The organism is Flavobacterium sp. AED (assembly GCF_000812945.1).
Lineage (GTDB): Bacteria > Bacteroidota > Bacteroidia > Flavobacteriales > Flavobacteriaceae > Flavobacterium.
The window spans coordinates 651,379-673,087 of the sequence record NZ_JSYM01000001.1 but is presented as its reverse complement, the minus strand read 5'-3'; the positions used below and the strand labels follow the sequence as shown (position 1 = coordinate 673,087).

The 21,709-nt window shown below is 34.6% G+C and carries 20 protein-coding genes; 14 read left to right on the top strand and 6 right to left on the bottom strand.

Going from position 1 to position 21,709, the window contains the following annotated elements:
- Positions 1-10: 10 nt before the first annotated feature.
- From OA85_RS03060 to OA85_RS02995, 14 genes are all read left to right on the top strand, one after another.
- Positions 11-1,243 carry an MFS transporter gene (locus tag OA85_RS03060; RefSeq protein ID WP_052257130.1) on the top strand — a complete coding sequence of 411 codons (1,233 nt, stop codon included), beginning with the start codon at positions 11-13 and terminating at the stop codon, positions 1,241-1,243.
- An 87-nt stretch (positions 1,244-1,330) separates the two neighbouring features.
- A complete protein-coding gene (locus tag OA85_RS03055; protein ID WP_197056049.1) occupies positions 1,331-2,779 on the top strand; it encodes a glycoside hydrolase family 1 protein in 1,449 nt (482 codons plus the stop codon).
- An 18-nt stretch (positions 2,780-2,797) separates the two neighbouring features.
- Positions 2,798-3,667 carry an alpha/beta hydrolase gene (locus OA85_RS03050; RefSeq protein ID WP_039108032.1) on the top strand — a complete coding sequence of 290 codons (870 nt, stop codon included), beginning with the start codon at positions 2,798-2,800 and terminating at the stop codon, positions 3,665-3,667.
- Positions 3,668-3,717: 50 nt separating this feature from the next.
- Positions 3,718-6,027, top strand: a complete 2,310-nt coding sequence (locus OA85_RS03045; RefSeq protein WP_039108030.1) for a glycoside hydrolase family 3 C-terminal domain-containing protein — start codon at positions 3,718-3,720, stop codon at positions 6,025-6,027.
- A gap of 12 nt (positions 6,028-6,039) precedes the next feature.
- Complete coding sequence (locus OA85_RS03040; protein WP_039108028.1) at positions 6,040-7,638, top strand: glycoside hydrolase family 43 protein; 1,599 nt, start codon at positions 6,040-6,042, stop codon at positions 7,636-7,638.
- Positions 7,639-7,702: 64 nt separating this feature from the next.
- Positions 7,703-8,014, top strand: a complete 312-nt coding sequence (locus tag OA85_RS03035) for a DUF3861 domain-containing protein (RefSeq protein WP_039108027.1) — start codon at positions 7,703-7,705, stop codon at positions 8,012-8,014.
- 15 nt (positions 8,015-8,029) lie between these two features.
- Positions 8,030-8,518, top strand: coding sequence for a cupin domain-containing protein (locus tag OA85_RS03030; protein WP_039108026.1), 489 nt, complete (start codon positions 8,030-8,032; stop codon positions 8,516-8,518).
- 142 nt (positions 8,519-8,660) lie between these two features.
- Positions 8,661-9,431 (top strand): SDR family NAD(P)-dependent oxidoreductase, encoded by a 771-nt coding sequence (locus OA85_RS03025; RefSeq protein ID WP_039108025.1) that lies wholly within the window; start codon positions 8,661-8,663, stop codon positions 9,429-9,431.
- A 34-nt stretch (positions 9,432-9,465) separates the two neighbouring features.
- The gene (locus OA85_RS03020; protein ID WP_039108024.1) at positions 9,466-10,233 is read left to right on the top strand and encodes an SDR family oxidoreductase; all 768 of its coding nucleotides are present in this window, start codon (positions 9,466-9,468) and stop codon (positions 10,231-10,233) included.
- Positions 10,234-10,391: 158 nt separating this feature from the next.
- Positions 10,392-11,381 carry a VOC family protein gene (locus tag OA85_RS03015; protein ID WP_039108023.1) on the top strand — a complete coding sequence of 330 codons (990 nt, stop codon included), beginning with the start codon at positions 10,392-10,394 and terminating at the stop codon, positions 11,379-11,381.
- Between the two features lie 95 nt (positions 11,382-11,476).
- Complete coding sequence (locus OA85_RS03010) at positions 11,477-12,592, top strand: S9 family peptidase (protein ID WP_039108022.1); 1,116 nt, start codon at positions 11,477-11,479, stop codon at positions 12,590-12,592.
- Between the two features lie 24 nt (positions 12,593-12,616).
- The gene (locus OA85_RS03005) at positions 12,617-13,756 is read left to right on the top strand and encodes an FAD-dependent monooxygenase (protein WP_039108021.1); all 1,140 of its coding nucleotides are present in this window, start codon (positions 12,617-12,619) and stop codon (positions 13,754-13,756) included.
- Positions 13,757-13,766: 10 nt separating this feature from the next.
- Entirely contained in the window at positions 13,767-14,726 is a 960-nt protein-coding gene (locus OA85_RS03000; RefSeq protein ID WP_039108020.1) for a fumarylacetoacetate hydrolase family protein, read from the top strand.
- A gap of 319 nt (positions 14,727-15,045) precedes the next feature.
- On the top strand, positions 15,046-15,711 hold the full coding sequence (locus OA85_RS02995) for a spermidine synthase (RefSeq protein WP_039108019.1): 666 nt from the start codon (positions 15,046-15,048) through the stop codon (positions 15,709-15,711).
- 127 nt (positions 15,712-15,838) lie between these two features.
- Here the strand turns inward: OA85_RS02995 and OA85_RS02990 are convergent, their stop codons facing one another.
- The 6 genes from OA85_RS02990 to ygiD form a co-directional block, all read right to left on the bottom strand.
- On the bottom strand, positions 15,839-17,239 hold the full coding sequence (locus OA85_RS02990) for a pitrilysin family protein (RefSeq protein ID WP_039108018.1): 1,401 nt from the start codon (positions 17,237-17,239) through the stop codon (positions 15,839-15,841).
- 4 nt (positions 17,240-17,243) lie between these two features.
- Positions 17,244-18,557 (bottom strand): pitrilysin family protein, encoded by a 1,314-nt coding sequence (locus OA85_RS02985; RefSeq protein WP_039108017.1) that lies wholly within the window; start codon positions 18,555-18,557, stop codon positions 17,244-17,246.
- 194 nt (positions 18,558-18,751) lie between these two features.
- Positions 18,752-19,477: a 3-deoxy-manno-octulosonate cytidylyltransferase gene (gene kdsB, locus OA85_RS02980; RefSeq protein WP_039108016.1), complete on the bottom strand. Its 726-nt coding sequence runs from the start codon at positions 19,475-19,477 to the stop codon at positions 18,752-18,754.
- Between the two features lie 78 nt (positions 19,478-19,555).
- Positions 19,556-20,236, bottom strand: a complete 681-nt coding sequence (locus OA85_RS02975) for a GNAT family N-acetyltransferase (protein WP_156129404.1) — start codon at positions 20,234-20,236, stop codon at positions 19,556-19,558.
- Between the two features lie 48 nt (positions 20,237-20,284).
- Positions 20,285-20,785 carry a hypothetical protein gene (locus OA85_RS02970; protein WP_039108015.1) on the bottom strand — a complete coding sequence of 167 codons (501 nt, stop codon included), beginning with the start codon at positions 20,783-20,785 and terminating at the stop codon, positions 20,285-20,287.
- Positions 20,786-20,866: 81 nt separating this feature from the next.
- Complete coding sequence (gene ygiD / locus OA85_RS02965; RefSeq protein ID WP_039108014.1) at positions 20,867-21,697, bottom strand: 4,5-DOPA dioxygenase extradiol; 831 nt, start codon at positions 21,695-21,697, stop codon at positions 20,867-20,869.
- Positions 21,698-21,709: the final 12 nt, after the last annotated feature.

Here is a 21,709-nt window from a genome sequence, read left to right as displayed (position 1 = left end):
TTTATCTTATATGAAAAATAAATTTTTTACCTACGAAAATGGAATGGTTACCCTAATGGCACTCGTATTTGGCTGCCTGTTTTTTGACCGTTTAGCACTTAATTTTCTTATGCCCTATATAGCAAAAGACTTAGTTTTGAATGACACCCAAATAGGATTACTAGCTGGGTCTCTTTCATTAGCATGGGCTTTTTCAAGCTATTTTACTGTGGCATGGGCAGAAGCAAAAAATCGAAAAAAATTGGTTTTCCTAATTACAGTAATCACTTTTTCAATTTGCTCTTTCGGATCAGGAGTAGCCTTGTCATTTGCAACGCTATTTATAGCTCGATTTGTAATGGGTTTTTCTGAAGGTGCGGTAATCCCTCTTGCACAAAATTTTGTTGAAAGAGAATCTTCTCCAAATCGATTGGGACTCAATGCAGGTATTCTACAAGGAGTTGGAGCAGCACTTTTTGGTTCCATTTTAGCACCCGTTATACTTGTAGCCATTGCTGAGAGTATGGGTTGGAGAAAAGCATTTTATATTGCGGGAATCCCAGGTTTAATTTTAGCGCTATTAGCTTGGCGTTATATCAAAAAACCAACTGCAGAAAGTACAGAAAACAAAACCAATTCAACAATTAATTTTTCTGAACTAGTACAGTATAACAATATAAAATGGGGAATCCCATTGGCTTGTTGTGTTTTTGGTTGGTGGTTTGCAACACTCCCTTTTATCTCAAAATATTTTATAGAAGTACAGGGAATGTCAGCAGATGAAATGGGAAAAACTATGGGACTCTTAGGATTATCAGGATTGATAGGTTCTGTACTTGTTTCAGGTCTTTCTGATCGATTTGGTCGTAAACCCATCATGTTTATTTTTATGGGTCTAGGGATTTTATACCCTTTTACCGTACATTTCCTTAGCGGATCTGCGCTACAACTTCCTGCTATGTTTATTAGCTATTTAGCGATGGGCTGTATCGCTATGGTTGCTGCAGTAATCCCTTCAGAAGGAGTACCAATCCATTTGCGTGCTAAAGCAATGGGCTTAGTTATGGGTATAGGAGAGATTGTAGGAGGCGTGATTATCCCTGCAATATCTGGAGTACTTTCGGATAAAATAGATCCATCTGCCTTTCTTTGGGTATCTGCCGTAATGGCTGTATTAGGTTTGTTTTTTGTTTCAAAATTACTCGAAAGTAACAAAAGCTTTAGTAAAAAAGAAAGCTTTTCAGAAATTGAAACCGTCCTATAGCTTTTTAGCATCAAAAAAATAAAACAGTAATAGTATCAAAAAAACTATCTGTTACTCATTATAAAAAAAAATCAAAAATCAAAACAAATGACAAAACGTATTTCAATTCTAATGATAGCATTTGTATGTTTAATAGGATGTAAGGAAAAAACAGAAGCGCAGAAAAAAACAAATAAAAAACCTTTTCTATGGGGAATTGCTTCAGCTGCTTATCAAGTAGAAGGTGGTTTCCAAGAAGATGGAAAAGGTGAATCGAAATGGGATTTCCTAACCAATAAAGTGGGCGTTACCCAGTTTTTAATTGGTCAAAAACAAACGGGAAATGTAGCCATCAATATGTATGACCGAACGCAATACTTAAAAGACATTCAATTAATGAAAAAACTTGGCGTGAATTCCTATCGTTTTTCATTAGACTGGAGCCGAATTATCCCTGATGGCACTGGAGCAGTAAACGAAAAAGGCTTGGCGCATTACGACCTTCTTATCGATGATTTAAAAGCGGCCGGAATTGAACCAGTTATTACATTGTATCATTTTGATTATCCCTTTGCTTTAGTACAAAAAGGAGGTTGGGGAAATCCAGAAATGATCAATTGGTATAAAAATTATGCCGAAGTTGTTTTGAAACGTTATGGTAAAAAAGTAAAGTATTTCATCACTTTCAATGAACCTTATATTGAATTCATGGTTGCTGAATACCTAATCAATATGGAGCAAAGTAAAGAACCAAATACCGTTCGTTTTGCTAAAGGTATTCAAAAAGCACATCGCCAATTATTGGCAAACGCAGCAGTTACCAAAATGTATCATGAAATGAATTTAAAAGGACAAATAGGAATGACTTTAAATCTATCGCCATGTTTGCCTTTAGATTCAAATAATCCTAAAGATTTAAAAGCGAGTGAATTTGAAGATAAACTTTTAAACAAGTTCTTTTTGGACGGCTTATTTAAAGGGAATTACCCACAGCAAGTAGTTGATTCAGTTCAAAAATACGATCCTTCCTTTCAACCTTCAGGATCTGAAATGAAAATACTAGCTGAAACTAAACCTGATTTTTTAGGAATTAATTATTACGCCCCAGCATTAGTGAATTATGATGAAAAAGCGCCTTTTGCCAGTACTTGGATGGACAATAACACCGATAAAGTAAAATCGCACAATGGTCCCGTAAGACCAGATGAATTATACAATTTATTAACAAGAATAAAAAATGATTATGGTAGTCCAAAAATGATGATTACTGAAAATGGTGCTGGTTTTGAAGGGGAAGATTTGAAAGCAAAACCTATTGTAAAAGACCCGCTTCGTGCTGATTTTATCAAACGTCATATAGCCGCTGCGCTAAAAGCTAAAGCAAATGGTGTAAACCTAATTGGGTATTTTCCTTGGAGTGGTTGGGATAATTTCGAATGGGTTTTTGGATACACCAAACGCTTTGGACTAATCTACGTTGATTTCGAAACCCAAGAACGCATCCCAAAACAAAGTTTTTATGAGTATCAAAAATTAATTCAACAGTATAAAAATTAATAATTAGCATCGATTATAATGAAAAATAAAACCTTTCTAGTTGTATTATTTATCGCATTTATTTCAAATGCCCAAAAAACGATTCCTCTCTATCAGGGGAAAGCACCCGGTTCAGAAAACTGGAATTGGCAGGAAAAAGAAATGTTTTCACAGACATTTCAAACCCAAGTGGTGTACAATGTTTCACAATCCACACTTACGATGTATGCACCGGACAAAACTTTGTCAAACGGAACTGCTATGATTATTTGTCCAGGAGGTGGTTTTCATACTTTATCTATAAACAGTGAAGGAATTGAGGTAGCCAAATGGTTAAATTCAAAAGGAATAACGGCATTTGTCTTAAAATACCGACTCGTAAAAAGTGAAACCGACGACCCCGTAAAAGAGCTTTTTCCATTATTCGAAAATAGAAAAAAATTAGATTCCATCAATGCTCCCATTGTCACTCTGGCTATTGCCGATGGATTAACTGCAATACAATATGTGAGAGATCATGCAGCTGAGTTTAATATTGAGAAAAACAGAATCGGAATTATAGGTTTCTCGGCTGGAGGAACTGTAGCAATTGGCACCGTTTTCAATTCGAAAGGAAGCAATCGTCCAGATTTTGCAGCCCCAATTTACGCCTATACAGGAGCTTTAAAAAATACAATTGTTCCAGCAGATGCTCCTCCTCTATTTATTGCAGCCGCTTCAGATGACCAATTGGGTTTAGCCCCAAATAGTGTAAAAACTTATAGCGATTGGTTAGCCGCAAGAAAATCAGCAGAATTGCATATTTACTCCAAAGGAGGTCATGGTTTTGGAATGCGTAAACAGAATTTACCTGTTGACAGCTGGATAGACCGTTTTGGCGAATGGTTGAAACTGCAAGGAATGTTGTAGCACATCACCATAATTAGTGTTCATATTTCATTTAAATCAAATACTACATCATGAAAAAGTTCCTTCTAATGATTTGTTTTGCTTGCCTCAACTTAATGGTTTCGGCACAAGAAAAACAATTACCACAATTAAACAAAAACAATATAAAACAAGTTATCAAAGCTTTGACTCTTGAAGAAAAAGTCAAGTTGGTGGTCGGAATGGGTATGTATATTCCGGGAGCGCCAGCAGGATTATTGCCTCCTAATGATCCCGAAGACGACAAAATTACACCGAAAGTTCCGGGTACATCTGGTAGAACACACGCTATAAACCGTTTAGGAATTCCTAGCATTACCCTGTCGGACGGACCGGCTGGAATTCATTTTATGGATTTAACCAATGCCAAACCAAAATACGCTACAGCCATTCCAATTGGTACTTTATTAGCCAGCACTTGGGATACCATCATGACAAAAAAGGTGGGTGAAATATTAGGTCGTGAAGCTAAGGATTATGGAATCGATATTGTATTAACTCCTGCTTTTAACATACAAAGAAATCCTTTGGGAGGTCGAAATTTCGAGTACTATTCTGAAGACCCCTTTCTTTCGGGAACTATTGCAGCTGCTGTTACCAATGGTATTCAGAAATATGGTATTGGAGTTTCCATAAAACATTTTGCAGCTAATAATACCGAAACCAATAGAATGAAATTGAACACGATTGTAAGCGAACGTGCTTTAAGAGAAATCTATCTAAAAGGTTTTGAAATAGCCGTCAAAAAATCAAATCCGTGGACGTTGATGACTTCATACAATCTAATAAATGGCACCCATACCTCTGAAAGCAAAGATTTAATAACTAAGATTTTACGTAAAGAATGGGGTTTTAAAGGAATGGTAATGAGTGATTGGTTTGCGGGACAAAATGCGGCAATTTCTCTAGCAGCTGGAAATGATTTACAAATGCCGGGAAGGCCAGATCAAGTACAAACCATTAGCAATGCGGTAAAAAACGGCTCGCTTGCTATGACTGATTTAGATCTGAGTGTGGAACGCGTTTTAAATCTTATTGTAAAATCCATTACTTTCAAAAAGTATAATTATACAAATGAACCTGATTTAAAAGCAAATGCAGCTGTTTCTAGAATGGTAGCAGCTGAAGGAATGGTTTTGTTAAAAAACAATAATGCTTTGCCACTACCAAAATCCAGTACTATTGCCTTATTTGGCAACGCATCTTATGACATTATTGCGGGAGGAACAGGTAGTGGCGATGTAGTAAAAAAATATACCATCTCTCTTGACGAAGGTTTACTGAATTCTGGATTCAAACTGCAACAAAATGCCAAATCTACTTATGAAGATTATGTAAAAGCAGAAAACGCCAAAAAACCAGCTCCTTCATTTATGGACGTTTTTAATCCTTTTTCTATTAAAGAAATGGATGTTAAAAACGAGATGATTATAGCATCAGCAGCTAATTCTGATATTGCTATTATCACAATTGGTAGAATATCCGGTGAATCTAAAGACCGTAAAGTAGAAAATGATTTCAATTTAACTGATGCTGAAAAGCAAACACTTAAAACACTTTCGGAATCTTTTCATGCAAAAAATAAAAAAGTTATTGTGGTTATCAATGCTGGTGGTGTTCTTGAAATGGCGAGTTGGAGTCCTTTGGTTGATGCTCTTTTGATGGCTTGGCAACCGGGTATGGAAGGTGGTAATGCCATAGCCGATATACTATCGGGTAAAGTAAACCCATCAGGAAAATTAACGGCTACATTTCCTATTTCCTACACCGACGTACCTTCAGCCGGAAATTTTCCAGGAAAACAACTTCCGCTTAAGGAAGGAGAAACACTCGATCCTGTAATGCCAACTTATCCTGCCGAGATAACTTATGATGATGATATTTATGTGGGCTATCGCTATTACAACACTAAAAAGGTAAAAACAGCTTACGAATTTGGTTTTGGTTTAAGTTATACCCAATTTTCTTATGGTGCTATTCAACTCAGTTCATCAACTTTTGAGAATAAAATTACCGCAACCATTACCATCAAAAATACGGGAAAAGTAGCTGGAAAAGAAGTGGCACAATTGTATCTAAATGCTCCTTCAGAAAAATTAAAAAAACCATCCGAAGAGTTGAAAGGATTTGCAAAAACAAAACTATTACAGCCAAACGAATCACAAACCATCAGCTTTACCCTTACTCCAAGCGAATTAGCTTCTTATGATCCTGCTCTTTCTTCTTGGATAGCCGAAGCAGGAAAATATACGATTCGAATGGGAACTTCTTCATTGGATATCAAACAAACAAAAGAGTTTAGTTTGAAAAAAGATATACTAATGAGCACAAGTAAAAAATAAACAAAGACTAAAATGATTTCTTCTAAAACCAAAATAATCCCAACGCTACTTTTGTTATTATTACAAGTAGTCGTTTATGGTCAAGTACACTATCAAAATCCCGTATTGCCCGGATTTTATCCAGATCCAAGTATCTGTAAGGTGCAGGACGATTATTATATGGTAAACAGCAGTTTTGGTTATTTTCCAGGGGTGCCTATTTTTCACAGTACCAATTTGGTCAACTGGGAACAAATTGGGTATGTTTTAGATAGAGAAGAACAATTGCCATTGGCGAAAGCGCAAACTACTTTGGGCATTTTTGCACCAACCATCCGATATAATAATGGTTTGTTTTATATGATAACGACTAATATTACCGACAAAGGAAATTTCTATGTAACTGCAAAAAATCCAGCTGGGCCTTGGTCAAATCCTATTTGGATTGCCACTCCTGGAATTGACCCTAGTTTGTTTTTTGATGATAATGGGAAAGTCTATGTCACGTCTGCGCAAAATTGGGGAGCTATAAAAAATCGGATTGTGATGTCCGAAATAGATTTAGCTACTGGAAAACTACTTTCAGAGCCTGTAACGATTTGGAAAGGAACTGGCGGAAAATACCCAGAAGGACCACATTTGTACAAAAAAGACGGTTTCTATTATTTAATGATTGCCGAAGGCGGAACAGAATATGGACACAAAGTTACCATTGCCAGAAGCAAAAATATTTGGGGATCTTATGAATCTAATCTGGCAAATCCTATCCTGACACACGCTAATGCAAATGAAGAAAACAATCCAATTCAAGGAACTGGTCACGCCGATTTAGTCCAAACTAATGATGGTTCTTGGTTTATGGTAGCATTGGGTTTTAGACCATTAAACGACCACCAAATTTTAGGCAGAGAAACTTTTTTGGCTCCCGTGGTTTGGAATCCAAACGAATGGCCAGTTGTAAATGGAACTGGTTCCATTGCTTTGGATATGAAAGTAGAAAAACTTCCCGGAGAAATAAAAATGAAAACCTACAATCAGAACGATAATTTCTCTGGAGAAAAATTAGGTTTCGAATGGAATTACATCAATAATCCCATTCCTCAAAACTACTCCCTTTTGGAACGCAAAGGGTATTTAAGATTGTATGGAAGTGAAAAATCATTGAGTAAAAATCCAGGAGTGACCTTTGTAGGCAGAAGACAGCAACATTTTAATTTTAATGCTACGACCACAATTGATTTTAATCCTATCACCGAAAATGAAGAAGCCGGAATTACGCTATACAAAGATGGGTTACACAATTACAAACTATTCATTCGAAAAATAGGAAAAGAACGTGAACTGGTTTTAGCCTATAACATTGGTAAAATTAACACCATTGAAAAGCGAATACCCTTAAAAAAAGGCACTGTAAATCTAACTATTTCTGGAACTCCAGCGTTTTATGAATTTGGTTTTTCGCAAGCCAATAATCCCACAACCGATCTCGGAAAAGTAGAAACAAAATATTTGAGTACAGAAACGGCAGGAGGTTTTACGGGTGTATATATTGGTTTGTATGCTACAGGAAATAATGTGAAATCTAAAGCGGCGGCTGATTTTAAGAATTTCACTTATAAAGTTGTTGAATAGAAATTACAGGAAAAACATACCATTACATTTTACTCAGAATCAACCTTTATAAAAAACAAAAAAAATGGAAAAAAGAACAAACAAATACAAGTTGAAACTAGAACTTTTGGTAACAGCAAAAGTTGATGATACCATCTATACTCCAATCGAATTAGAATTTGACAATCATGATAATATTTTTACTATTGTTGAAAGGATGAAACAAAGAAATATTTTTCAGACTGAAAATCAAGCCGTAGAATTTGCGATTGGATTAAAAATGTTTAGCGAAGTAATGCTGAAAAACAGAGATAATGCGCTTTTTAGTGAATTTAGACCTGCTTTCAGCGAGTTTATGAAAAAGCTAAAGTCAACTCCAACTCAAAACGAAGACTAATAAAATAAAAGCAAAATGAATATACCAATTAGAAGAGTTGTAACCGGTCATACTTCCGAAGGCATTGCAGTATTTACTTCCGACGAAGAATTTGAAACCATTATTATCCCAACTGGCGACGCTGCGATGACTACATTGTGGACAACCGCTACTGTCCCTGCTGATTGCAATGATGAAACAGATGGTGCCAAAAGAGATGCTGGCACAACTCTAAAAGGAGGTTCAGTGATTCGTATTGTAGATATGTTACCAGGAGCTTCTTCCCCACTTCACCGAACGGATAGCATCGATTATGGAATTATAATTAGCGGTGAAATCGAACTTGAATTAGAAAATAAAGTTTCGAAGAGAATTGGTGCCGGAGAAATTATAATTCAACGCGGCACAGTACACAAATGGAAAAATCCAAGTGAAACTGAAGTTTGCCGAATTGTTTTTGTACTCATTGAGGCAAAACCATACGAGATGAACGGAATACCACTTCCTGAATATATGCAACATTAGTATTCTATAAAAAACATGAAGTCTAACTTTTATTTAGAATCTAGTCCAACAAATGAAAACTTAAACTATCGATGGCAAATCTAAAAGACACTACACTCTATTCTTAAAACATGATGACAGATAAACAAACAACATTTTAGAAATGAAAACCTTATTTGATTTAACTGGGAAAGTAGCTTTAATAACAGGTGCTTCAAACGGTATGGGTAAAGCCATTGCGGAACTTTTAGGTATTCATGGTGCCACAGTAATCGTGTCAAGCAATGATGAAAAAGGATGTTTATCAACTCAAACAGAATTTCAAAATAAAGGAATCAATGCAATAACAATTCCTTGTGATGTTTCAAAAAAAGAAGAAATAGATACGTTAATTTTTAAGTGTGAAGAAAAAATAGGTACCATAGACATTTTAGTTAATTGTGTCGGTATAGCGATTCCGGGTTCTTTTTTGGATATCGACTCTGAAAATTTTGAAAAAACAATGCAGATTAATTTAAAAAAAGCCATTTACTTAACCCAAAAAATAATCCCAAATATGCAGGCCCAAAAAGACGGTTCCATTATTTATCTGGCGAGTTTATCCAGTGTAAGAGGTAATAAGAATTTGGGATTATATGGTATTTCAAAAGCGGGATTAGCACAATTAGCACGCAATCTTGCTGTGGAATTTGGACCTGATAATATTCGGGTAAATGCAATTTCTCCTGGCGTAATTGATACCGAATTTGCAAAACCTTTAACCCAAAATCCTCAAGTCATGGAAAAAAGAATCTTACTGACTCCGTTACGAAGAATTGGAAAAGTGGAAGAAGTCGCGGGTGTGGCACTTATGCTAGCATCAAAAGCAGGTGGATTTATCAGTGGCCAGAATATAATCATTGATGGTGGAACAAGCATTAGCGATGGGAATTGATTTTGAATAGAAAAACGTTTTAGAACATAAAAAGATGAAAAGATTTGAAAATAAAGTTTGCTTAGTTACCGGTGCTTCATCAGGAATAGGCAAAGCAACTGCACTCTCTTTTGCAAAAGAAGGAGCCAAAGTAGTTGTTTCGGATGTGAATGTGCAAGCTGGAGCACTTGTAGTTCAAGAAATAATAGCTTTAGGACAACAAGTACTATTCGTGAAGTGTGATATTTCTAAAAGAGAAGAAGTAGAAAACTTGATACAACAAACAATTGCTACGTTTGGTCGATTGGATTGTGCTGTAAACTCAGCAGGAATAGCAGGAACACTATCATTACCAACCCATGAATATCCTGAAGAGGCTTGGTTGCAACAAATCAATATCAACTTAACGGGGACTTGGTATTGTGTAAAATATCAATTGATTGAAATGCTAAAACAAGGTGGCGGAAACATTGTATGTGTATCCTCAGCAGCAGGATTAGTGGGACAACCCGATAATGTTCCGTATTCAGCTTCTAAACATGGGGTCATCGGAATTGTAAAAAGTGCTGCCATAGAAAATGCTACCAAAAACATTCGTATCAATGCTATTTGTCCCACAGCCATTGAAACGCCAATGATTATGGAAGGTCGAAGAAAATTGGCACACAATCCGGAAGCACTTGAAAAAGCAATAAACCTACAAAGAATGAAAAGAATGGGACAACCACAAGAAGTAGCAGATGTGGCTTTGTGGATGTGTTCGGATCAATCTTCCTTTATAACGGGGCATGCTATGGCGGTTGATGGTGGTGCATTTGCATAAAAAGAATACAAAAATAGCATAATAAGCGCACAAGAAATCAAAAATAATTGATTTTGAATAGCAATAGAATATAATTGATTCACTCACATTTATAAATCATTTTATTTTTGTAAAATAAATTACACATACTATAAAAAAACCAATAAATAAAAATAAAAATGGCAAAGAATCCACATTATTTTTCACAATTAGCTCACGTAGAAGTTTTAACTACAGATTTAAACAAATCTGTAGAATTTTTTCGCGATGTAGTAGGAATGGATGAAACAGGAAGAGAGAAAAACTCTGTATATTTAAGAGCTTGGGGAGATTATTTTCATCATACCTTAAAACTTACACAAAGTGAAAAATCAGGTTTAGGACATTTAGGCTGGCGTGCTGATAGTCCAGAAGCTTTAGAAGAAGTAGTAACTTATTTAGAGAGTATTGGAGCTGGTATTGGCTGGGACGATGGCGATTTGGGACATGGAAAAGCCTATCGTTTTAAATCTCCGGAAGGTCATATTCATGAAGTCTTTTGGGATGTAGTTTGGTTGAAAGAAGAAGGAGAAAGAGGTAGTATTTATGCTGACCGATACTCCAGTAATCGTCTTAAAGGAGCTAATCCACGCCGATTGGACCACGTAACCTATATGGTTGCCAAAGGAAAATATGCCGATGAAAAGAAATTTTGGCAAGGCTTAGGATTAAACAATCCTGACGAAATACGTATTGCTGATGAAATTCCGCCTATTGGTGGTTTATGGACTATTGGAAATCTTTCTCACGATATTGCTATTTTCTCAGATCCAAATATTGACGAAAACGAAGCAGTTTTAAATCATATTTGTTGGAACGTAGACAGCCGTGAAGAAGTTTTATTAGCCTTAGATTATTTTATTGAAAAAGGATATAAAAGTGTTATGGGAGCGCCTACGCGTCATAAAGCAGATGAGGGATTCTTTATTTATATCGTTGATCCTGGAAGTGGAATCTTATTTGAATTTTATGCTTGTGCCCGTTTAGTTTTTGCGCCGGATCATTTAGATGTTCATTATTTAAAAGATAATCCAAATGATGCTTGGGGTTCAGCAAATCCATTTGCAGAAATGGCAAAAGGTAAAAAATTAGGATTAACAGACGGTGTTGTAAAACCTGCAGATGTATAAATTGGTATAATTAAGTTATTCCTATTTATAATAAAATGAAAAGGGTGTTTTCAATTTAGAATAACACTACAAACAAAATTAAAAAAAACAAAGCTATGTGGCATTATTTTCCGGGGCAATATATGCCCTCCTATCAAGTGAACAGAGCATTAACTCAAGCGCATTATGGCGGTGGAGAATTTGCTGAAATACTAGAAGTTGCTAGCGAAATTGATCCATCTAATAGAGAGAGCTTCAATATCGCTTGGTTAAAAAAAGGGGAGCAAGTTTATGATCTTGGAGAAAATTTCGAAATTAATAATTCGTTCATTTCTGCAAGTCGTACCTACCTAAGAGCATTCAACTATTTACGTACTGCTGAGTTCTTTATGGAGCTTGGAGATGACAGAAAACTATCGACTTATTTAAAAGCTAGAGAAGCTTTTATTAGAGCTATTAAATACTTCAAAAACAAACCTTTACAAGTAGAAGTGCCTTTTGAAGGGGCTTTTTTACCTGGGTATTTATTTGCTCCGGAAGGAGTTAAGAACCCTCCAATGATGATAATGTTTGGAGGCTTAGATAGCTTAGCTGAAGAATTATATTTTGGTATATCGCAACATCTTAACGAAAGAGGCATTGCACTTTTGGCTATGGATGGACCTGGTCAAGGAGCTTCATTAAGACTAAATCATATTCATTCGCGTTTTGATTACGAAGTGGCTGGAACAGCTGTTTTAGATTGGTCCTTAGCCAACCTAAAAGATCACGTAGACACCACTAGTATTGGTATTGGTGCAGTATCCATGGGAGGATATATGGCAGCGCGTTGTGCCGCATTTGAGCCCCGTTTCAAAGTTTGCATGATATTTGGTGCTGTATGGTCGTATTACCAAGTATGGGCTGGTCGAAATGCAAAACATCCATTGGCAGAAATAGTGATGCATATTATGGACGCAGCAAGCTTTGAAGAAGTTCTTGAAAAATTAAAAGGCTATACACTTGAAAATGGAATCGCTGAAAAGATATCCATGCCAACGTATATTCTTCATGGTGGTGATGACCGTCAAAACTTTGTTGAACATGCTTATAATGTAGATAAAGCTTTAATTTGTGAACATGTTTTAGAAGTAATTCCAAAAGAAGAAAGTGGTTCTCAACATTGTTGCGTAGACGATTTTACCCGAACTTTCAATATGTATGATTGGGTAGCCAAAAAGTTAAAAGAATAGTATTAATCTCAAACAACTTATAATATGAAAACTATAGAGAAGGTCCTTATTGTTGGTGGTGGTATCGGCGGTCAGTCTGCAGGTATTGCATTAAGACAAATTGGTATAGAAGTCGAGATTGCTGAAATACTACCTAAATTCGATGTCTATGGTGTAGGTATTATACAACAAGCAAATGCCCTAAGAGCGTTAGATGCCTTAGGTGTTGCTGATGAAGCCCTAAGAAGAGGATCACCTTATCCAAAAGTAAAAATGTGTACAGCAACTGGCCATCAAATCGCTGAAGCCGGTACAGATCCTATTGGGCGTTTTCCAAGTCATAATGGAATTTCACGCAGAGTTTTACATGATATATTATTAGAACGCAGTATTGAACTAGGTGTAAAATACCGCTTGGGTCTTACAGTAGATTCAATTACAGATAAAGAAGATGGTGTTGACATTGTTTTTTCAGACGGAACAACTGGCAGTTATGATCTTCTTATTGGTGGAGACGGTATAAACTCTAAAGTTAGAAACTTAATTTTTGGGGAATCAAAACCCAACTATGTTGGATTATCTAACTGGCGCTATGCTTTTAAAAGACCTAAGGATTTAGATACAGGATACATCTATTTTGGTAAAAAAAGTAAATTAGGAATAATTCCTATGACCGAAGACAGTTGCTACGTCTTTGTAGTTTCTGCAGAAGGAGCTGACAATCCTTTTATTAAAGAGGATCAAATGATTCCAAAGCTACAGTCATATATGGAAGAATATCCTATTCCTATGATACAAGAGTTAATCGATCAGGTAGTCGATCCAAAATTGGTAAACTATAGACCATTAGAGACTTTGAATCTTCCAGCACCTTGGCATAAAGGAAATGTTATTATTATTGGTGATGCTGCCCATGCAACGATTCCGCAATTAGGATCAGGCGCAGCATTGGCTATTGAAGATGCGGTGGTATTAGCCGAAGAAATAAAAAAACAAGATGGTGCACAAGCTATATTCACAAGATTTATGAAACGAAGATACGATCGCTGTAAAATGGTTGTTGAAAGTTCTGAAAAATTAGGAGAATGGGAATTAATGGAGTTTTCTGGTCAAAAATTGCCTGAAAACGCAAATATTGGTGCTACTATGGGGAAAACTACTGGAATGTTGGCACAACCTATTTAAAAAAATAAAAATGAAATTAGTAACTTTTAAGAATAATAAAGGGCAAACTAACATTGGTTGGCTTAAAGATAATGGCGTGGTTGAAATGCAAAAAGCAGATCAACGATTGCCTAATGATATGTTGAGTTTTATTGATGACCATGAAGATTATTATAAAATTATAAAAAACAACAATTTAGAAGCTGTTCCTCCACACTATACATTAGAAGAAGTAACCCTTTTGGCTCCTTTACCAAATCCAAGAAGTTTTAGAGATTATATAGGTTTTGAACAACACATGCTTAATGCATCCAAATCTTTCGGTCATACGGTTGGAGCAGCTTGGTATGAAATACCTATTTTTTATTTCACAAACCATCAAGCTATTTATGGACCTGAAGATAACATTCTTCGTCCTGATAATGAAACTAAGCTCGACATCGAATTAGAAATGGCTGTCATAATTGGTAAGAAAGGAAAAGACATTAAAGCCGAAAATGCTGATGATTATATTTTTGGTTACACGGTTTTTAATGACTGGACTGCCCGCGCCATCCAAAAACATGAAATGACTGTACCACTTGGCCCACATAAAGGAAAGGATTTCGCTAATGCCATTGGACCTTGCATCGTTACCAAAGATGAGTTTGAAAAATACCGTTGCAGTATTTCAAGGGAATTGCATCCAGAACATTTGGCTATGCCAAAAAGCACAACTGATCGTTTTGATATTAAAATGACTTCAAGAATTAATGGAGAAACAATATGCGAAGGAAACTATAAAACCGTTCATTGGACTTTTCCACAAATGATGGAACGCGCCTCAGAAAACAATGTAAATCTTATGCCTGGCGATATCTTAGGGTCTGGTACTGTAGGTTGGGGAAGTTTGATAGAAAATAATTTTTCAGTTCACCGCCCTTTAGAACCTGGAGATGTTGTGGAACTGGAGATTGAAGGAATCGGAATTTTAAAAAATACAGTAGTTTAAGCTGTTCAAATAAATATTTTCAATTTAGTTCGAAAATACCTAAATCACTTGTTGTTTTAGGTATTTTTTTTGCTTTAAAATCATGTAATTTTATTTTATTCCATTAAGTAATTAATATACATTTGACCGCATCATAATGTATAACAATACTGGAATAATCAATATATTTGTACAAAGTCGAAAAAGTAATTTATAAGAATTAGTTTACTTGGTTATTTTACTTTTGTGAAGTATTAGTAATTAGCTTTAATAATAACTAGAAATATCTTACGTTAAATAGTATTACAGCTCAAATATGTTTTGAGTAAAACTGTCACAAATGATTAAAAAAATATTCAGTTACCTCATTCCAATAAAAATTTATCAATCAAAATCTTCATTGAGTAAATCAATCGAAGTGACTTGGGCAAATGGAGAGTTAGTTTTAGATTCTGAAAATGCCAATTATTCGTATGGAAGTCTACAACGTATTTTAAGGATAGGATTAAAAAACATTGGCTTTGAAAAAATAGCGGCTATGGAACATATTCTTGTTTTAGGAGTAGCCGGAGGCAGCGTTATTAAAACATTAGTTGATGAAATTAAATTTAAAGGAAAAATAACCGGAGTTGAAATTGATTCCGATATAATTAAGGTAGCTAATAAATATTTTGCCTTAGATAAAATACCCCAACTTGATATTGTTATTGAAGATGCCTTTGAATTTGTTTTGAAAACCAAAAATAAATACGATTTGATTATAATTGATATCTTCCAAGATACTGCAATGCCCAATTTTTTATTTGAAACCTTTTTCATCAACCGCATCTGCTTTCTTTTAAAAAGTCGAGGTTTCATTCTTTTCAATACGATGATTTTGAATGAAACACAAAATATAAGAAATCAAAAATATGTTTCTGAATTTTATGAAAATCAATTCAAAATAAGAACCATACCCCGAATTGAAATACACAATGAATTAATCGTAATTGAAAAATTAAAATAAAAACTGCTACTATTAAATACAAACGCAGATTCATAGATTGTTAATTAAATCCGTGAATCTGCGTTTTTTTTCAAATATAAATTTATTTCAAAAAAATAGGGAAACCTAATCCCCTATTTTTATTTTCTTAATTCACTTTCTTTATATCATCTTTTATTTCCAGTTCAGTCACTTTTCCATATTTTTCAGCAATCTTTTTAATATCTTCTGATTTTCCTACTAATACAAATTGCAACTTATCCTTAGGAAAATATTTAGCAATAATTTGGTTTGCTTTTGCCAAATCTAAGCTATCAACATTTTTTTCAAAATTATCGATAAACGATTTATCAAAATTATACCAAAACATTTGAGATAGTAAGTTCGCTAATTGATCTGTAGTTTCATATCGTGGAGGGAACTGTCCTTTCACATAGTTTTTGGCAGAACTCAATGCTTTTTCATCAATACCGTTTGTATGCAATTTATTTAATACTTCCAAAGCTTTATCAATTGCTGGCTCCGTCGTTTTAACAGCAGTAAAAGTGCTAATCACAAAAGAACCTCCATTCTTTAAAGCATTAAATCTACTTGAAGCTCCATAAGTCAACCCAGAATTTACTCTTAGTTCATCGTTTAACATGGAAGTAAAACGTCCTCCAAATAAGGTGTTAACTACATCAATAGCTACATAATCTGGATTATTTCGATTCACACCTGGTGCACCAATATAAAATGTTGTCTCCTTGGCATCTCCTTTATTCACTAACAATACCTTATTTTCGGTAGGAATGTTAATCATTTTTGATGCTGGATTTTCTTCGTCCTTTGCTGATTTTTCCCAACCCGAAAACAACTTGGTTAGTTTAGCTTTCATTTCATTCGAAACAAAATCCCCAACAACACTTATAACAGCATTATTCGGTTTATAATTTGTTTTATAAAAATCTTTAACATCATTGACTGTTAATTTGCTAACCGTTGTATTACTTCCATTTATAGTATTTCCATAGGCATGATTTCCGTACAAAAGGGAATCAAAATAGGCTCCTATTACTGATCTTGGACTTTCTTTTTGTTGTTCCAATGTAACTAATAAACGGCTTTTCTCTTTTTCAAACTCGGAAGCATCAAAAACTGGATTCAATAGTATTTCTTTAATGATACCGAGTACTTTTTCTTTATCCTTAGCTGCAAATTTCGAAGAAAGCCCAGAAAATTCTTTTGAAGCATACGTATTTACATCAGCTCCTATAAAATCCAATTCTTCATCTAATTTTATCTTCGTGAAGTTTTTAGTACCATGTTTAAGTGCTGTAGCAGTCAATGATGCTAAACCAGCTTTATTATAGTCATAGATTGCACCGGCTGGAAGAATTACTGAAACGCTGATAACGGGGACATCGTGTTGTTCCATAAGGTTAACAGTAAGTCCGTTTGGCAATTTAAAAGTAGTGTAACTTGGTAATTTAAAGTTCTGCGCTGATAGGTTCATACTAGTAATCACCAGTAGGCAGAATATCATGAGTTTTTGGTTGATCTGTTTCATAAAGTTAATCTTCTACATTTGTTTTTAATACACCTACGGTTCTGTTACTTTTTGTAAAATATTTTTTTGCAACATTTTGCACATCAGCTACGTTAATTTTATTATAGTTGGCTGGTGCGTCAAACATTTTTCTATAATCTCCAAAAAACACTTCGTAAGTACCTATATTATTAGACTTTCCATCGATAGTTTCTACTTGGGAGTAAAATTCCATCAGTTTCTGATTTTTTATTTTCTGAAGTTCTGTTTCACTGATGCCATCCTTTTTTATTTTTTCAATTTCAATATAAATCGCTTGCTCTAAATCAGTCTCTTTAACATCTTTATTGGCAACAGCATAGAAATTGAAAAGTTTAGGATCAAAACTATCTCCAAAATCAGTAAATACTTGAGTAGCCAATTGTTTTTGATCTACGAGTGAAGCATACAATCGTGATGAATTTCCACTTGAAAGAACTGAACTAAGAATATTCAATGCATAATAATCCGCATTTTTTGACTCTGGTGTATGATAGCCAATCATTAGGTATGGAGTGGCCACTTCTTTTTTAACAACTATTCTACGTTCCCCTGTTTGGGCAGGCTCTACAATATGAACTTTAGGCGGAGCAGGTTGTGCCGGAATAATTTCAAGATATTTTTTAGCAAATTCCTTCACTTTCTCCATTTTGATAGCACCAGAAACTACAACTACGCAGTTATTTGGAGCATAATAGGTTTTAAAATAGCGTTCCAAATCTTGTTGGGTCCAGTTTTTCATATCATCTTCATAGCCTATAACGGGCCAATGGTACGGATGTTCCTGAAAAGCAGTCGCCTGCATAGACTGTGACAATAGACGCCATGGAGAATTTTCAAGGCCGGTACGACGCTCACTTAAAACCACACCTCTTTCACTTTCTACCATAGTAGGATCAATGCTCAAACTGGAAATTCTATCGCCTTCAAGATCAAATATAACTTCAGATGCTGATGCTGGAAACCAGTTAGAATATACCGTAACATTTTCAGTAGTATAGGCATTATTAGCGCCCCCGTTAAATTCCATAGTTTGGTCAAAGAGTTTGGGACCATATTTTTTAGCTCCATTGAACATCATGTGTTCAAAAAAATGGGAAAGTCCAGTGATGCCTTGGTATTCGTTTCGGCTTCCCACCTTATAAAACAAATACATATTGGCATTTGGAATAGAGAAATCTTCCACAACCAGAAACTTCATTCCGTTTGTAAGAGTAAACGTTTTTACATCATCTGCTTTCATTTGTGCATGTCCATAAATGGATCCCAAAAGAATAAGATGGAGCATTATTTTTTTCATAAGTCAATAAATTAGTTAGGCTAAAACTACTACATTTTATTGACTATTTAAAATTTTATAACAATACCTTTAAATGAGGATTTATTTATAACAATAAAAGGAATGATTTAGTAAATGCTAACAAACTATTATACCTCGAATTCACGTAATTTTCCAAATAAAGTTTAAAAAAATTCGTGAATTCATGGTTATTCTTAAAGCATTTTTCTTGCTTTTTCTAAATCTTCCGGAGTATCAATTCCGATTCCAACATGAGTGGTTTCGACCATTTTGATTCGTTTTCCAAATTCTAAATAGCGTAATTGCTCCAGTTTTTCGGATGCTTCCAATGATTTCATCGGTAAACTGTAAAAATCCAATAAGGCTTGTTTTCTAAAGGCATAAATCCCGATGTGTTGCATATAACGAACGCCCACATTTTTCTCTCTTGGATATGGAATTACCGAACGTGAAAAGTACAAAGCGAATCCGTTTTGATCCACCACGACTTTTACATTATTGGGATTATTAATATCGTCTTCATTTGTAATTTCACGCATCAACGAAGCTAAATCCACTTTTTTATCCAAATCATTTTTAAAAACTTCAATCACTTTTGCCAAAGGTTCTGCATCAATAAATGGTTCGTCACCTTGTACATTGATTACAATATCAACATCCAGATTTTCGACTGCTTCCGCAATTCGATCACTCCCCGATTCATGTTCTTTGATGCTTCGAATGGCTTTTCCACCATGAGAAACGATTTCATCATAAATTAAATCGGAATCGGTTACCACAAAAACATCATCAAACAATTGCATGTTTATGGCTGCTTCATAGGTTCTTAAAATGACCGTTTTGCCACCTAAATCCTGCATTAGTTTAGCGGGAAATCGGGTCGAAGCGTAACGGGCGGGAATGACTGCTATTATTTTCATTTTTATATGGAATTGCTAAAGCGCTAAGTTAGTATGTTTTTAGGATTTACAAAATTGTTCTTAATTATCAACCTAAGTTTACTTTGTGATATTCCAAAAACTAATTTTTCGTCTAATTGTAAAACCCAATTTCTCATACAATTGTATTGCTCCACGATTATCTTCAATCACATGTAAAAAAGGAGTTTTATTTTGGTTGAAAACTTCATTTACAACATGAGCAACTAATTGTTTAGCGTATCCTTTTCCGGTATGATTGGGATGTGTAACTACAGCGCTGACTTCAATAAAATCATTCATTTGCATGCGCTCACCTGTCACGGCAACAAGTTCCTCATTTTTGAAAATTCCGTAATAATTACCTAATAAAGCGGTTTTCCTTTTAAAATATCCCGGTTGGACCAAATTCACCAACTCATATAAAGCATCAATATGTTCCTCTGTGAGTTTTACGATTGTATCATTAATTACAATATCGATTGGATTGTAAACAATCATTTGAAAGCAAACCAATTCTTTATTTAACTTTAATAGATTTGAAAGTTCAGGCTTTTCTCCAACAATAAAAAAACTATCAACCATCTCAGAATATTCATCGATAGACTTTACAATCGCATTTGCTTTTTCAAAACCACCAAACGGACAATAATCCGGATGATAGAATTTTACACTGCCATAATCTACAGCAAAACTTTGATGCGTTTCTGATACCGAAAACCAAACTGGATTATCTAATTTTTTATCGTCTTGTATTTTCACAATAATTGTTTTGAAGGTTGGTTTTATTGTTAATGATAATAGTAATATTTAGTTTATTGTTTTTCTTTCATTCAATAATTTAATCATATTTTTTCCACAAGTAATTATTTGTTCATCAGAATAAGTAATTATTTTTTCTTTCTTAAAACTCTTTTTAATAAATATTTTAGGAGTAAAGTAAAACTCTTTTTTTTCTATAATTTTTTTTGTCTTTGATGTGTGAGCATTTGAATTATTATTCATAAATGCATAATATTCCAAATTCTCAATTTTTATTATTTTATTGTTCTCAAGATAATATTTATTTGTTATTGTTCCAGTCTCTCCACCATTTTGAGAAATTAAAAGCACTAATTTGTTATTATAAAAATACCCTATTAAATTTCCACCGCAAGTTTTCATATCATCAATTCCTAAAATCTCTAATTTACTTTGTTGTTGTAATTTATCGATTTTCAAAATTTTAATTTCTATATCATTCGGTTTTATATTTTGACAGTATGATATTTTAAAAGAAATTAGAAGTAGTAAACAAATTATTTTCTTCATTGTTATTTTTTTAACTAACCACTAATTCATTATTATAATATCAACAAATTAATAAGTGAGATTTATTCTCACAAAAATATCCTACATAATCTTCATCGAAGTCATACTCAAAGAACCCGCCAATAACTTATCATTAAACAAACTCAGCTCTTCGGATTTTCCTTTTAATCCCAGCGTGTATATTAAAGGTAAATAATGTTCTGGCGTAGGAATCGCTAATTGAAATGCTTTGTTTTGTTTTTCAAAATCAATCAATGGTTGAAAATTTCCATCCATTAAATAATTGTTTATTGTTTCCTTTGCTTCAATTGCCCAATCGTACCCGTAATTGTCTTTATCGAAATTATGATAATCGACCAATCTTAAATTATGCACAATATTTCCGCTGCCTACAATCAGGATTCCTTTGGTACGCAACGCACTTAATTTCTGAGCCAACTCAAAATGGTATTGCCCGGATTTTGTATAATCAATACTCAACTGAATTACGGGAACATTCGCTTCGGGATATAAATGTTTAATGACACTCCAAGCACCGTGATCCAAACCCCAATGTTCGTCTAGCTCTACTTCTACCGGCGACAATAATTGTTTGGTGTCTATCGCTAATTCAGGACTTCCTTTCGCTGGATATTGCACATCAAATAACGCTTGCGGAAAACCTCCAAAGTCGTGAATCGTTCTTGGCATTTCCATTGCGGTAACTTTGGTTCCTTTGGTAAACCAATGCGCCGAAATACACAAAATGGCATTCGGTTGCGGTAAAGTTTTAGCCAAGTTTCGAAAACCAGTCACAAACTGATTTTCCTCAATCGCGTTCATCGGACTTCCATGTCCTAAAAACAGCACCGGCATTTTTTCGGTATTCGAAAAAGAACCTGAAATTTTATGTAAGTCGTTTAATGTATTCATTTCAATATTTTT